At 64.9% G+C, this 13,398-nt stretch carries 14 protein-coding genes and 1 pseudogene; 13 read left to right on the forward strand and 2 right to left on the reverse strand.

The features are described 5' to 3' along the window. Nucleotides 1–7: 7 nt before the first annotated feature. A complete protein-coding gene (locus tag KF708C_RS06050; protein WP_059411106.1) occupies nucleotides 8–1,609 on the reverse strand; it encodes a cryptochrome/photolyase family protein in 1,602 nt (533 codons plus the stop codon). Nucleotides 1,610–1,744: 135 nt separating this feature from the next. On the opposite strand from KF708C_RS06050, the gene KF708C_RS06055 reads away from it, so the two are divergent. From KF708C_RS06055 to KF708C_RS06085, 7 genes are all read left to right on the forward strand, one after another. Beyond that, on the forward strand, nucleotides 1,745–2,458 hold the full coding sequence (locus tag KF708C_RS06055; protein WP_020206185.1) for a 16S rRNA pseudouridine(516) synthase: 714 nt from the start codon (nucleotides 1,745–1,747) through the stop codon (nucleotides 2,456–2,458). Between the two features lie 103 nt (nucleotides 2,459–2,561). Next, complete coding sequence (locus tag KF708C_RS06060; RefSeq protein WP_020206186.1) at nucleotides 2,562–3,134, forward strand: YqgE/AlgH family protein; 573 nt, start codon at nucleotides 2,562–2,564, stop codon at nucleotides 3,132–3,134. Continuing rightward, nucleotides 3,127–3,567, forward strand: a complete 441-nt coding sequence (ruvX, locus tag KF708C_RS06065; protein WP_059411111.1) for a Holliday junction resolvase RuvX — start codon at nucleotides 3,127–3,129, stop codon at nucleotides 3,565–3,567. Before KF708C_RS06060 ends, ruvX begins: the two co-directional genes overlap by 8 nt. Then, complete coding sequence (gene pyrR / locus KF708C_RS06070) at nucleotides 3,564–4,091, forward strand: bifunctional pyr operon transcriptional regulator/uracil phosphoribosyltransferase PyrR (protein WP_020206188.1); 528 nt, start codon at nucleotides 3,564–3,566, stop codon at nucleotides 4,089–4,091. The genes ruvX and pyrR overlap by 4 nt, the downstream gene beginning before the upstream one ends. A 129-nt stretch (nucleotides 4,092–4,220) precedes the next feature. Continuing rightward, nucleotides 4,221–5,192, forward strand: a complete 972-nt coding sequence (locus KF708C_RS06075) for an aspartate carbamoyltransferase catalytic subunit (protein ID WP_020206189.1) — start codon at nucleotides 4,221–4,223, stop codon at nucleotides 5,190–5,192. A 58-nt stretch (nucleotides 5,193–5,250) separates the two neighbouring features. Further along, nucleotides 5,251–6,525: a dihydroorotase gene (locus KF708C_RS06080; RefSeq protein ID WP_020206190.1), complete on the forward strand. Its 1,275-nt coding sequence runs from the start codon at nucleotides 5,251–5,253 to the stop codon at nucleotides 6,523–6,525. 21 nt (nucleotides 6,526–6,546) lie between these two features. Further along, nucleotides 6,547–7,410: a lysophospholipid acyltransferase family protein gene (locus tag KF708C_RS06085; RefSeq protein WP_059411114.1), complete on the forward strand. Its 864-nt coding sequence runs from the start codon at nucleotides 6,547–6,549 to the stop codon at nucleotides 7,408–7,410. Between the two features lie 10 nt (nucleotides 7,411–7,420). On the opposite strand, the gene KF708C_RS06090 is transcribed toward KF708C_RS06085, so the two are convergent. Beyond that, on the reverse strand, nucleotides 7,421–8,263 hold the full coding sequence (locus KF708C_RS06090) for a symmetrical bis(5'-nucleosyl)-tetraphosphatase (RefSeq protein WP_059411116.1): 843 nt from the start codon (nucleotides 8,261–8,263) through the stop codon (nucleotides 7,421–7,423). A 198-nt stretch (nucleotides 8,264–8,461) separates the two neighbouring features. Between KF708C_RS06090 and KF708C_RS06095 the strand changes: the two are divergent. The 6 genes and pseudogenes from KF708C_RS06095 to KF708C_RS06120 form a co-directional block, all read left to right on the forward strand. Next, a pseudogene (locus tag KF708C_RS06095) lies at nucleotides 8,462–9,025 on the forward strand (dTDP-glucose 4,6-dehydratase); the annotation flags it as partial. Nucleotides 9,026–9,077: 52 nt separating this feature from the next. After that, entirely contained in the window at nucleotides 9,078–10,007 is a 930-nt protein-coding gene (locus KF708C_RS06100) for a glycosyltransferase family 2 protein (RefSeq protein WP_059411118.1), read from the forward strand. Between the two features lie 39 nt (nucleotides 10,008–10,046). Beyond that, nucleotides 10,047–10,637 carry an acyltransferase gene (locus KF708C_RS06105; RefSeq protein ID WP_059411202.1) on the forward strand — a complete coding sequence of 197 codons (591 nt, stop codon included), beginning with the start codon at nucleotides 10,047–10,049 and terminating at the stop codon, nucleotides 10,635–10,637. 2 nt (nucleotides 10,638–10,639) lie between these two features. Continuing rightward, complete coding sequence (locus KF708C_RS06110) at nucleotides 10,640–11,050, forward strand: GtrA family protein (protein WP_059411121.1); 411 nt, start codon at nucleotides 10,640–10,642, stop codon at nucleotides 11,048–11,050. A 282-nt stretch (nucleotides 11,051–11,332) separates the two neighbouring features. Beyond that, on the forward strand, nucleotides 11,333–12,484 hold the full coding sequence (rffA, locus tag KF708C_RS06115; protein ID WP_082079448.1) for a dTDP-4-amino-4,6-dideoxygalactose transaminase: 1,152 nt from the start codon (nucleotides 11,333–11,335) through the stop codon (nucleotides 12,482–12,484). 19 nt (nucleotides 12,485–12,503) lie between these two features. After that, nucleotides 12,504–13,277: a class I SAM-dependent methyltransferase gene (locus KF708C_RS06120; RefSeq protein WP_059411204.1), complete on the forward strand. Its 774-nt coding sequence runs from the start codon at nucleotides 12,504–12,506 to the stop codon at nucleotides 13,275–13,277. Nucleotides 13,278–13,398 lie beyond the last annotated feature (121 nt).

A 13,398-nucleotide genomic window follows, 5' to 3' on the forward strand; every position in this document is an offset into this window, starting at 1 on the left:
CGGGCGCTCATCCGGCCGGCTTGCCGCCCGCGTCGTCGGGAATCGCCTCCGCCTCGGATTTTGTATCCGCCTCGCCCGGACCGCCGTCCGGGCGTTTTTCCTTCACCACCGCGTAACGCGCCAGCGTCTCCCTGCGCGCCACGTCGTGCTGCACGAGCGGGCGCGGGTAGTCCTCGCCGAGCTTCACGCCGGCGGCGGCCAGCACGTCGTCGGGCGCGGTCCACGGGGCGTGGACGTACTTGTCCGGCAGCCGCGCCAGTTGCGGCAGGTACTTGCGGATGAAGCGCCCCTGCGGATCGAACTTCTGCGACTGCGTGACCGGGTTGAAGATGCGGAAGTAGGGCTGCGCGTCGCAGCCGGTCGAGGCCGCCCACTGCCAGCCGCCGTTGTTGGCGGCCAGGTCGAAGTCGTTGAGCTGGTCGGCGAAATACTGCTCGCCGCGCCGCCAGTCCACGCCGAGGTCCTTGACCAGGAAACTGGCCGCCACCATGCGCAGGCGGTTGTGCATGTAGCCGCTCTGCCGGATCTGCAGCATGGCCGCGTCCACCAGCGGATAGCCGGTGCGGGCGTCGCGCCAGGCCTGGAAATAGCGCTCGCCGGTGTCGCCGTCCACCCAGCGGATGGCGTCGTAGGCCACATGGAACGCCTGCCCGGCGGCCACGCGCGGATGGTGGTGCAGGATCATGAAATAGAAGTCGCGCCAGATCAGCTCCGACAGCCACGTCGCCGCGCCCGCGCTGTCGGCGCCGCCGCGCAGCACCGCCTCGTGGGCCGCGCGCGCCAGCGTGCGGATCGAGAGCGTGCCGAAGCGCAGGTGCACCGACAGGTAGCTCGGTCCGCGCAGCGCGGGAAAGTCGCGCCGCCGGGCGTAGTCGCCCATGCGCGCGAGGAAGTCGCCGAGCAGCGCGTGGGCGCCGGCGCTGCCCGCCGGCATGGCGATCTCGGCCAGGTTGGACGGCGCGAAACCCAGCGCGTGCAGCGTGGGCAGCGCCCGCGCGTGGGCCCTGGGGACCGGGGCGAGCGCCGGCAGGTAAGGCTCGACCGGGTAGGGCTTGAGGTCGAACGGCAGCAGCGCCTTGAGCCAGGCGTTCTTGTACGGCGTGAACACCGAGAACGGCGTGCCCTGGCCGGTCAGGATCTCGTCGCGCTCGAAGACTGCCTGGTCCTTGAAGGTGAAGAAGGCGCGCGATGCCGCCGCCAGCGCCTGGCCGACGTCGGCATCGCGCGCCTGCGCGGCGGGCTCGTAGTCGTGGTTGGCGAAGACCGCCTCCGCGTCCAGTTCGGCGGCCAGCGCGGGGATGGCCGCGCGCGCCGCGGCGTCGAGCACGATCAGGCCGCCGCCGGCCGCCCTGAGGGCGGCGTCCAGCGGCGCCAGCGAGGCGAGGATGAACTCCACGCGGCGGTCGGCGGCAAGGCCGCGCGCGCGCAGCGCGGCGAGGATCTCGCGGTCGAACACGAACGCGCACCACACCCGGCGGCAGTGCTTGAGGGCATAATGCAGCGCCGCGTGATCGTCGGCGCGCAGGTCGCGCCGGAACCAGACCAGGCCGCGTTCGAAGCGCCGGTCGATCCGGTAGGGCTGGCGCGTGCCGGCGGGCGGGGTGGGCAAGATCGGCGTTCCTCGGGATTGAAGCCTGCTACCCTAGCACACGGGCGGCCGGAGGCCGCGCCGCGGCGCCGGTTTTGCATGCCGGTGCATATACTTCCCGATTTTTCCAGCATTCCAGACAGCAAGAAGCAAGACATGGCCACCACACTCGACCGCATCCTCCAATCGCAAGGCTTCGGCACCCGCCGCTACTGCGGCGACCTGATCGGCGCCGGCCTGGTCGAGGTCGACGGCGTGCTGTGCGAGGACCCGCGCGCGCAGTTCGAGATCGACGGGCTGCGCCTGACCGTGGACGGCGAGGAATGGATCGGCCACACCAAGGCCTACCTGATGCTCAACAAGCCGGTCGGCTACGAGTGCTCGCAGCGCCCGCGCCACCATCCCAGCGTGTACAACCTGCTGCCGGTGCCGCTGCGCCAGCGCGAGGTGCAGGCGGTGGGCCGGCTCGACCAGGACACCACCGGGCTGCTGCTGCTGTCGGACGACGGCCAGTTCATCCACGCCCAGACCTCGCCCAAGAAGAAGGTGCCCAAGGTCTACGAGGTGACGACCGCCGAGCCCGTCACGCAGGCCCAGGTCGACGCGCTGTTGGCCGGCGTGCAACTGGAGGACGAGCCGGCGCCGCTTGCCGCCGTGGCCTGCGAGGCCACCGGCGAGCGCGGCCTGCGCCTGACCTTGTCGGAGGGCAAGTACCATCAGGTCAAGCGCATGGTGGCGGCGGCCGGCAACCACGTGGAGGCGCTGCACCGCAGCGCCATCGGCGGGCTGGTGCTGGAGCCGGCACTGGCGCCGGGCGAATGGCGCTGGCTCACGCCGGACGACCTCGCCGCGCTGGCGCGCAAGGAGTAGGGCGCGCGGCAACGCGCGCCGGGGCCGGAAGGGTGTTCATGTTGCAGTGCGGCATGGGCGAATCTTTTCCGGACGGACGGCTTTGATTTGATAAAATGCAGGGATGGCGACGCTGGAAGCCCCAATCAATCTCACCAATCAGTTCCTGATTGCCATGCCCGGCATGGCAGACCCGACCTTTTCGGGTTCCGTCGTCTATTTGTGCGAGCACAACGACCGCGGCGCGCTGGGCCTGGTGATCAACCGGCCTATCGACATCGACATGGCCACGCTGTTCGACAAGATCGACCTCAAGCTCGAGATCCAGCCGGTGGCGCAGCAGCCCGTGTATTTCGGCGGTCCGGTGCAGACCGAGCGCGGTTTCGTGCTGCATGATCCGGTCGGCATCTACGTCTCGTCGCTGGCGGTGCCCGGCGGGCTCGAGATGACCACCTCCAAGGACGTGCTCGAAGCCGTCGCCAACGGCAGCGGCCCGCACCGCTTCCTGCTCACGCTCGGCTATGCCGGCTGGGGCGCCGGGCAGCTCGAGGACGAGCTCAGCCGCAACGGCTGGCTGACGGTCCAGGCCGATCCCGAGATCATCTTCAGCGTGCCGCCCGAAGAACGCTTCGCCGCCGCCATCCGCCTGCTGGGCATCGACTTCACCATGCTCTCGGGCGAGGCCGGGCATGCCTGAGGGCGCAGCGGCGTCCACGCCGCCAGGCCCGCTGCCCGCCGACGGCACCGTCCTCGCCTTCGACTACGGCGAGAAGAAGATCGGCGTGGCGCTCGGCAACTTCATCACGCGCGAGGCGCGCCCGCTCGTCATCCTGCCCAATCCCACCGTGGAAGCCCGCTTCGAGGCGGTGGCCGCGCTCGTGAGGGAATGGGCGCCGGTGCGGTTCGTGGTGGGCATGCCGGTCAACCCGGACGGCGGCGAGCAGCCTTCCATGCGCCTCGCCCGCCGCTTCGGCAACCAGCTCAACGGCCGCTTCGGCCTGCCGGTGGAGTGGGTCGACGAACGCTACACCTCGCGCCTGGCCCAGATGGCCGGCTACCGGCCCGGCGAGCTCGATGCCGAGGCCGCCCGCCTTATCCTGCAACAGTACTTCGACCAGCATCCCCTATGACCCAGACTTCCTCTCCAGACGCCGAGGCGCTCTATCGCACGCTGCGCGACCAGGTGCAGGCCGCGCTGCCTGACGCCGAGCGCGCGCAATGGTCGGTGGCCGGCATCCATTCCGGTGGCGCCTGGATCGCCGAGCGGCTGGCCGCCGACCTGCATCTGGCCGGCCACGGGGTCATCAACGTCGCCTTCCACCGCGACGACTACGCCAAGAAGGGCCTGCACAGCCAGGCCCAGCCCACCACGCTGCCGTTCGACGTGCAGGACCGCAAGATCCTGCTGATCGACGACGTGCTCGCCACGGGCCGCACCATCCGCGCCGCCGTCAACGAACTGTTCGACTACGGCCGCCCGGCCCGCGTGGCGCTGGCCGTGCTGGCCGACCGCGGCGGGCGCGAGCTGCCGGCCGCGGCCGACTTCGTCGCCGCGCACGTCGAGCTGCCGCCCGGCACCACGCTGGTGCTGTCGCACGAGGGCAGCGGCGCCGGCATGCGTTTCGCCTTCGCCGTCGAGGCCACCGGCAACTGAGGCCGGCGCATGGCCGGGCCAGGCGCGCGCGGGCGGATGCCCGCCACGCCGGGCCGGCCTGCAAGCTCAGCAACGAACCAGACCGCTCCAGACCAGCCAATCGCCGCCGCCCGGCTCTCTTCCACTGCCATGATCAAGACGTTCCGCAACCCGCAACTGACCAAGAACGGCGAGCTCAAGCACCTGCTGTCGATCGAAGGCCTGTCGCGCGAGATGATCGCGCACATCCTCGACACGGCCAGCCAGTTCGTCTCGCTGTCCGATTCCGACCGCGACGTCAAAAAGGTGCCCTTGCTGCGCGGCAAGAGCGTGTTCAACCTGTTCTTCGAGAACTCCACGCGCACCCGCACCACCTTCGAGATCGCCGCCAAGCGGCTCTCGGCCGACGTGCTCAACCTGAACATCAACGCGTCCTCGACCAGCAAGGGCGAGTCGCTGCTCGACACCATCAACAACCTGTCGGCGATGTCGGCCGACATGTTCGTGGTGCGCCACGCCAGCTCCGGCGCGCCCTACCTGATCGCCGAGCACGTCGCGCCGCACGTGCACGTGATCAACGCCGGCGACGGCCGCCACGCGCACCCCACCCAGGGGCTGCTCGACATGTACACGATCCGCCATTACAAGCAGGACTTCACCAAGCTCACGGTGGCCATCGTGGGCGACATCCTGCACTCGCGCGTGGCGCGCTCCGACATCCACGCGCTGACCACGCTGGGCGTGCCCGAAGTGCGCGCGATCGGCCCGCGCACGCTGCTGCCGTCCGGCCTGGAGCAGATGGGCGTGCGCGTGTTCCACAACATGGAAGAAGGGCTCAAGGGCGTCGACGTGGTCATCATGCTGCGCCTGCAGAACGAACGCATGAGCGGCGCGCTGCTGCCGTCGGCGCAGGAATACTTCAAGGCCTACGGCCTCACGCCCGAGCGGCTGGCGCTGGCCAGGCCCGACGCCATCGTGATGCACCCCGGCCCGATGAACCGCGGCGTGGAGATCGACTCCGCCGTGGCCGACGGGCCGCAGTCCGTGATCCTCAACCAGGTGACCTTCGGCATCGCCGTGCGCATGGCGGTGATGGGGATCGTGGCCGGGAACCACGACTGACCGCGACCGCACTCCAGCGCCACAGCCAGAACAACCGCAACAAGCCAAGCGACACGATATGAAGATCCACATCAAAGGCGGCCGCCTGATCGACCCGGCCGCGAACGTCGATGCGCAGCAAGACCTCTACATTGCCGCCGGCAAGGTCGTCGGCGTCGGCAGCGCGCCGGCGGACTTCCACGCCAACAAGACCATCGACGCCAGCGGGCTGGTCGTCTGCCCCGGCCTGGTCGACCTCTCCGCGCGCCTGCGCGAGCCCGGCTACGAATACAAGGCCACGCTCGAATCCGAGGTGGCCGCCGCCACCGCCGGCGGCGTCACCAGCCTGGTCTGCCCGCCCGACACCGATCCGGTGCTCGACGAGCCCGGCCTGGTGGAAATGCTCAAGTTCCGCGCCCGCACGCTCAACCAGACCCACGTCTATCCGCTCGGCGCGCTCACGCTCGGCCTCAAGGGCGAAACGCTGACCGAGATGTCGCAGCTCACCGAGGCCGGCTGCATCGGCTTCTCGCAGGCCGAAGCCCCGATCCGCGACACCCGCGTGCTGCTGCGCGCGCTGCAATACGCGCAGACCTTCGGCTTCACCGTGTGGCTGCGCCCTGAGGATCCCTATCTCGGCGGCGGCGTGGCCGCCAGCGGCGCGGTGGCCTCGCGCCTCGGCCTGTCCGGCGTGTCCGTGATCGCCGAGACCGTGCGCCTGCACACCATCTTCGAACTCATGCGCAGCACCGGCGCGCGCGTGCACCTGTGCCGCCTGTCCTCCGCCGCCGGCATCGAGCTGGTGCGCCAGGCCAAGCGCGAAGGCCTGGCCGTGACCTGCGACGTCAACATCCATCACGTCTCGCTGACCGACATGGACATCGGCTACTTCAACTCGCAGATGCGCTTCTCGCCGCCGCTGCGCGGCAGCCGCGACCGCGACGCCATCATCGCCGGGCTGATCGACGGCACCATCGACGCGCTGTGCTCCGACCACACCCCGGTGGACGACGACGAAAAGCTGCTGCCCTTCGCCGAAGCCTCGCCCGGCGCCACCGGGCTCGAACTGCTGCTGCCGCTGACGCTGCGCTGGGCCGAGCAGCACAAGGTCCCGCTCGCCAGCGCGCTCGCCCGCATCACCTCCGAGCCCGCGCGCGTGCTGGGCCTGCCCGCCGGCACGCTGGCCAGCGGCAGCACCGCCGACATCTGCATCTTCCACCCCGCACAGGAATGGAAGGTCGAGCGGCGCGCGCTCAAGAGCCAGGGCAAGAACTCGCCGTGGCTCGGCTACGACATGCGCGGCCGCGTGCGCGCCACGCTCGTCAGCGGCCACGTCGTCCACGAACTGCACTGACACCGTGCCGGGGAGCCACGCATGACCTGGCTGCGCAAGACCGCGCTGATCCTCCACCTGCTGCGCGGCATCGTCACCTGCGCGCTGCTGTTCCCGTGGCTGGGCGCCGAGTCCCGGCGCTGGCACATCCGGCGCTGGTCGCGCCGGCTGCTGCGCATCTGCGGCATCACGCTCGAAGTCCAGGGGCTGGAGCCGGGCGAACTGCCGCCGCGCGGCGCGATGGTGGTGTCCAACCATATCTCCTGGCTGGACATCTACGTCATCAATAGCTGGTACCCGCCGCGCTTCGTCGCCAAGTCGGAGATCCGCGACTGGCCCGTGATCGGCTGGCTGTGCGGCCACACCGGCACCATCTTCATCGAACGCGCGCGCAAGCGCGACGCGCACCGCGTGCTGCACGCCATCACCGACGTGATGCTGCAGGGCGACCTCGTCTGCGTGTTCCCCGAAGGCACCACCACCGACGGCACCAGCGTGCTGCCGTTTCACGCCAACCTGATGCAGGCGCCGGTTTCCGGCGGCCTGCCGGTGCAGCCGGCCGGGCTGTCCTACCTCGACGCCGCCACCGGACAACCGACCACCGCGCCCGCGTACATCGGCGACCTGAGCCTGCTCGACACGCTCAACGCCGTGCTGCGCTCCGGCCCGATCACGGCGCGCCTGAGCTTCGCTCCCGCGCTGCACGCAACGTCGACCAGCCGCCGCGAACTGGCCGAAGCCGCGCGCGAAGTGGTCAGCCACCTGAGCCAGGGCGCCCGGCAGCACGCCGTGGACGCGGTCGTGCGGGTCAACAGCGCCAGCGCCGCCGGCCGCGCGGCCGCACCCGCCGACGACCTGCCCGGCCTCGCGGACGACGGCTCGCCCGCGCCGGCTACGTCGCAATAAACCGGCTGCGCTAGGCCAGCGGGTCGCAGTACTGCGGGCACTCGACCTGCACCAGCGTCCGCCCGGCCGGATCCGCGGCCAGCCGCGCGGCGGTCAGCTTGCCGCCCCAGACGCAGCCGGTATCCAGCGCCATCAGGTTCGGCCGCATCACCAGCCCGAGCGTGGACCAGTGGCCGCACACCACGGTGGTGTCGGCCGTGCGGCGGCCCGGGACGTCGAACCACGGCATGACCCCGGCCGGCGCATCGGCAAGCCCCTCCTTGGTTTTCAGGTCCATCACGCCATCCGCGCTGCAAAAGCGCAGCCGCGTGAGCGCGTTGACGACGACGCGGTGACGCTCGATGCCGCGCAGGCCGTCGCTCCAGCGGTCGGCGCCGTTGCCGAAGATGTCGGCGAGAAAACCCTGCCAGTTGGCGCCCCGGAGCTGTTCCTCGATCTCCTGGGCAAGCTCCACCGTCTGCGCGGCGGTCCACTGGGGCAATACACCGGCATGGACCAGCAGGAAACCCCCCTCGCGGATGGCCAGCGGCCGGTGCCGCAGCCATGTGATCAATTCATCGCAATCCGGCGCGCCAAGCATCTCGTCCAGCGTATCGCTGCGCCCGCGCTTGCGCACGCCCGCGGCCACCGCCAGGAAATGGATGTCGTGGTTGCCGAGCACCGATTCGGCGCGCGCGCCGAGGGCGCGCACGGTGCGCAGCGTCCGCAGGGAAGCGGGGCCGCGGTTGATGAGGTCGCCGACGAAGCGCAGGGTGCTGTCGGTGGGAAGGCGGGAGAGCAGTTCGTCGAACGAACCGGCGCAGCCTTGGAGGTCGCCGATGGCGAACTGGTGTGTATCAGGCATGGATTGCATGGTCGAAATAACGGGCAGGGCCTGGCGACGGTTTGCTCCCGCGTGAACGGCAAGTTCGGCTGGGCGCGCCCTAGGGTGGGATAGAATACCGCACACCTTCTCAGCGTGCGTTTCCCGTCCTCTGGATCAGTCGGAGCCGACGGGCACTTTGTATTGGCCCGAGAGCCAACTCCATTCCAAGGCAGGGAGCGAAAAAGCTTGTCCCATATTCTCGTCACCGGTGGCGCCGGTTTCATCGGCGCCAATTTTGTCCTCGACTGGCTCGCCCAGCCGAGGGCGGACGGCATCGTTAACGTCGACAAGCTGACCTACGCCGGCAACCTCAAGACGCTGGCCTCGCTGGAAAATGACAAGCGGCATGTTTTTTCGCGCACCGACATTTGCGACCGGGCCGCACTCGACCGGCTTCTTGCCGAGTATCGACCAAGCGCGGTCGTCCATTTTGCCGCGGAAAGCCACGTGGACCGCTCCATTCACGGCCCCGGCGAATTCGTCCAGACCAATATTGTCGGCACTTTCACGCTGCTGGAGTCTGTCCGCGCCTATTGGGCTGCATTGAAACGCGAAGTGCAGGCGGGCTTCCGCTTCCTGCACATTTCGACCGATGAGGTCTTCGGTTCGCTCGGCGCCGACGATCCGCGGTTCTCCGAAACCACAGCCTACGCGCCCAACAGCCCGTATTCGGCATCGAAGGCGGCATCCGATCACCTTGTGCGGGCCTATCACCACACGTATGGGCTGCCTGTTTTGACCACCAATTGTTGCTGTGCTTGAAAGTGCGGCCAGGACTGACTACCAAGAACACAAGACATTCATGAAGCTCTCTATCGTTGCCACGCTTTACCAATCGGCCAGATACGTCGAAGAATTCTGTGCGCGTGCCAATGCGGCCGCAAGGCGCTTTGCCGGGGACGACTACGAAATCGTGTTGGTCAACGACGGCTCCCCGGATAACAGCCTGGATATTGCGGTTCGTATCAGCGAGGAGGATCCGCGCGTTGTGGTTGTAGATCTATCCCGCAACTTCGGGCACTACAAGGCGATGATGACTGGTTTGTCGCACGCGGTTGGTGATTACGTATTTCTTATCGATAGTGATATTGAGGAAGATCCCGATTGGCTCTCCAGTTTCGCCGAGGAAATGGAGCGAGAGCAATGTGATGTCGTTTTTGGTGTTCAGGAGCAGCGTAAAGGGGGATTCTTTGAGCGATGGAGCGGCCAGTGGTTCTACAGGATATTTCGATTCATCACGGGATTGCCGCTTCCTGATAATATCGTGACAGCCAGGCTGATGTCGCGCCGGTACGTGGATGCACTGTTGCGTCATGATGAGCGAGAGGTATTTATCGCTGGCCTGTGGCTTATCACGGGGTTCGATCAACGACCGCAGGTTGTCAGGAAGCGCAGTAGTAGCGATACAACTTATACTTTTGGCCGCAAGATGTCGGTCTTGATCAACTCGATAACGGCGTTCAGCAATGCGCCGCTGGTTGCCATCTTCTATGTTGGTGTTGCAATCTCGGCCGTTGCGGGTTTGTATGCCGTGTCTCTGATCGTTAACTGGTTGTTTTTCTTCAAGCCGCTCAGTGGTTGGACATCGGTGATGGCTTCCATTTGGCTGCTGGGTGGCTTGATAATTTCATTTATCGGAGTTATCGGCGTTTATTTGTCGAAGATATTTTCGGAGACAAAGAGGCGTCCCTATACGATCGTCAGAAAGATATATGGAAGAAAGGACGCCTGACTCGGGTGGTAGTCTTGCTGATAAGTATTGGTGAAAATTATGGCATATTTGACGGAAGATCAACTCAAGGCTGTTGGATTCAGGTTTCTGGGTAAGAATGTCAAGATTAGCGATAAGGCCGCGATATACGATGCGGATCGAATCGAGATCGGTGATTATTCGAGAATCGACGATTTCTGTGTGCTATCTGGAAAATTGAGAATTGGCAGGAATGTGCATATTGCAATTTTCTGCAATCTGGCTGGCGGGGAGAAGGGAATCCTAGTTGAGGATTTTTCCGGGATTTCCTATGGCTCTCAGGTTTTTTCCCAGAGCGATGATTACAGCGGGCGCGCGCTGACCGGCCCTACTGTACCCCTGAAATACCGGAAAGAAGCCAAGAAGGCGGTTCATATCAAACGACATTGCATCGTCGGGGCGGGGTCGGTCATATTTCCCGGGGTGGTTCTGGGTGAGGGGACCTCGGTGGGTGCCATGTCGCTGGTTTCCAAGTCAACGGAAGAGTGGTCGGTTTATATTGGCGTGCCGGCCAGGAAGATAAAAGACAGAGAGCGCCTGATGCTGGAGTTGGAGAAGGAGTATGTTTCCGAATACCCTGGCCAATCCTATGATGATGTAACCAAGATGTAGTTGTGATCAAGCGGGTAATAACATCTCAGCTGTTCAAATATGCCGTCGTCGGCATGATGAGTAATTTCCTGGGTTACGTGGCTTATATTGTCGCCACTTACTTGGGTGCCACGCCAAAAATTACCATGACTTTCCTGTATGGCATGAGCGCGGCGATCGGTTTTTTCGGAAACCGGAGTCTGACGTTCAGGGACAAGGGAAAGTTGTTGGGCACGGGAGCGCGCTATATTGCAGCGCACTGTCTCGGCTATGTAATTAATCTTGCGATTCTTGTGATAATGGTGGATAGGTTGGGCTATCCTCACCAGTGGGTGCAGGCGGCGGCAATTTTTTTTGTGGCGGCATTCCTTTTTCTTGCATTTAAATTCTTTGTGTTTACGTCGCACTATAATTCAACCGTCGAGGCAAAATAAAACGATGCATCAATGTGCATGTGTCTATTTTGATCCCAGGGATGGGCTCAGCGTTTCGTCTGGCGTGAGCGTGCTTCGATATAGGGTGATGTGGAGTGGGATGGCCTTTATTGAACTGGTGTCAATCTCTCATGGGATACGGCGTGGCCGGTCGCTATAAGGAAGTTGAGTAAGGATGCTGGACCGGGAGCCGGTGCCGACACTGACGGGCTGCCCTCCAGTGTCCATGGCATATGGCCAGGGCGGTGCCTAGGGGCGCAACAGTGTATTGGGAGTTCAGGCGTGAACAAAGACAAGACGATTCAGTTTAATCGCCCCTATATGACGGGCAAGGAACTGCATTACATTTCCGAGGCCAATCTGAGCAACAAGCTGGCCGGCGATGGGATATTCACGAAACGCTGCCATCAATGGATAGAGCAGCAGACCGGCTGTGCGAAGGCGCTCTTGACGCACTCATGCACGGCGGCGCTGGAAATGGCGGCGCTACTGCTTGATATCCAGCCGGGCGATGAGGTCATCATGCCCTCCTACACCTTCGTCTCCACTGCGAACGCCTTTGTGCTGCGGGGCGGCGTGCCGGTCTTCGTTGATATCCGTGAAGACACGCTGAACCTGGATGAACGGCTGATAGAGGCGGCAATTACTCCTCGCACCAAGGCGATCGTGCCGGTCCACTATGCCGGCGTCGCTTGTGAGATGGATACCATTCTCGATATCGCGCGTCGTCACGGCCTGAAGGTTGTGGAGGATGCCGCGCAAGGCGTGATGTCTCGCTACAAGGGGCGCTCGTTGGGAAGTATCGGCGACCTGGGGGCCTATAGCTTTCACGAAACCAAGAACGTGATTTCGGGAGAGGGTGGTGCGCTTCTCGTGAATGACGAGGAGTATGCGTTGCGGGCTGAAATCATCCGCGAGAAGGGCACGGATCGCAGCCGGTTTTTTCGTGGCGAGGTGGACAAGTACACGTGGCAGGAGGTGGGGTCGTCATTCTTGCCGGGCGAGATCGTGGCCAGCTTCCTGTGGGCGCAGCTGGAGGAGGCCGAGCGGATCACGCGCGAGCGGCTGGACATATGGGGACGCTACCACGATGCCTTTGCTTCGCTGGAGAGCGATGGTCTGTTGCGCCGGCCCATCGTTCCCGCCGAGTGCGATCACAACGCGCACATGTACTACGTGCTGCTGTCGCCGTCCGTCGACCGCCAGCACGCGATCACTGAACTCAAGCAGCGCGGTATCGCGACGGTGTTCCATTACGTCCCGCTGCACAGTTCACCCGCGGGGCTGCGCTACTGCCGGGCGGAGGGCGATCTACCGGTTACCTGTGCCGCGAGCGAGCGATTGCTGCGCCTGCCGCTATGGGTCGGGCTCGCGCAGGACGAGCAGGCGCAGGTGGTCGAGACCATTGCCAGCGTCCTGGCACGCGCTGCGTGACCCTTTCATTGACATGACCATGAATCAAGGCCAACAAGCCAATTCCGGCGGAGGGTTCCATGCGGAAGACTTCGCGACGCTTGCCAAGCTGGAAGGTGACAGTTTCTGGTTCAGGGCGAGAAACCAGCTCATTCTCTGGGCGGCCAAGCCATTATTGCGTGCCGATGCGAGCTTCTGCGAGATCGGGTGCGGTACGGGATTCGTGATCTCCGCACTGGCCAAGGAGATGCCGTTGGTGAAATTCTCGGGCACCGAATTGTTCGGTGACGCACTGCCTTTTGCGCGTTCTCGCGTGCCGTCGGCACAGTTCTACGAGATGGACGCGCGGCGGATCCCGTTCCGCTCAGCGTTCGACGTGGTCGGCACGTTCGACGTGCTGGAGCATATTCAAGAAGACCAGACGGTACTGGCCGAAATCCACAAGGCTCTCAAGCCGCAGGGCAAACTGGTGATCACCGTGCCCCAGCATCCGTTCATGTGGAGCCATCAGGATGAGAGGGCATGCCATGTGCGGCGCTATACGCGTGGTGAGCTGGTGGGGAAGCTGAAGAAGGCGGGTTTTTCGGTCAACTTCACGACGTCGTTCGTCAGCCTGCTGCTTCCTCTCATGTACATGGCGCGCCGACCCGCCCGGGTCGATGCGTCGGATTACGATCCCGTGGCGGACCTTCGGCTCAATCCGATCGTCAATTCCGCTATGGCGCTGGTCATGACCGTCGAGCGGCTGTTCATCAAGCTTGGTGTGCGGTTTCCGTTCGGTGGGTCTTTGCTCGTCGTGGCAACGAAGGTCTAGGTCTTGCCCGGCATGCCTTGGCACGGCCGGCCCGAATGGCATTCAGTCGCGCCGAATCGATGGCTGCTCGTCAAGAAAACATCGGGTCGCGTCGCGTGCTTGAGCCCGCGCAAGGGCTCGC

Source organism: Cupriavidus basilensis (assembly GCF_000876015.1).
Classification (GTDB): domain Bacteria; phylum Pseudomonadota; class Gammaproteobacteria; order Burkholderiales; family Burkholderiaceae; genus Cupriavidus; species Cupriavidus basilensis_B.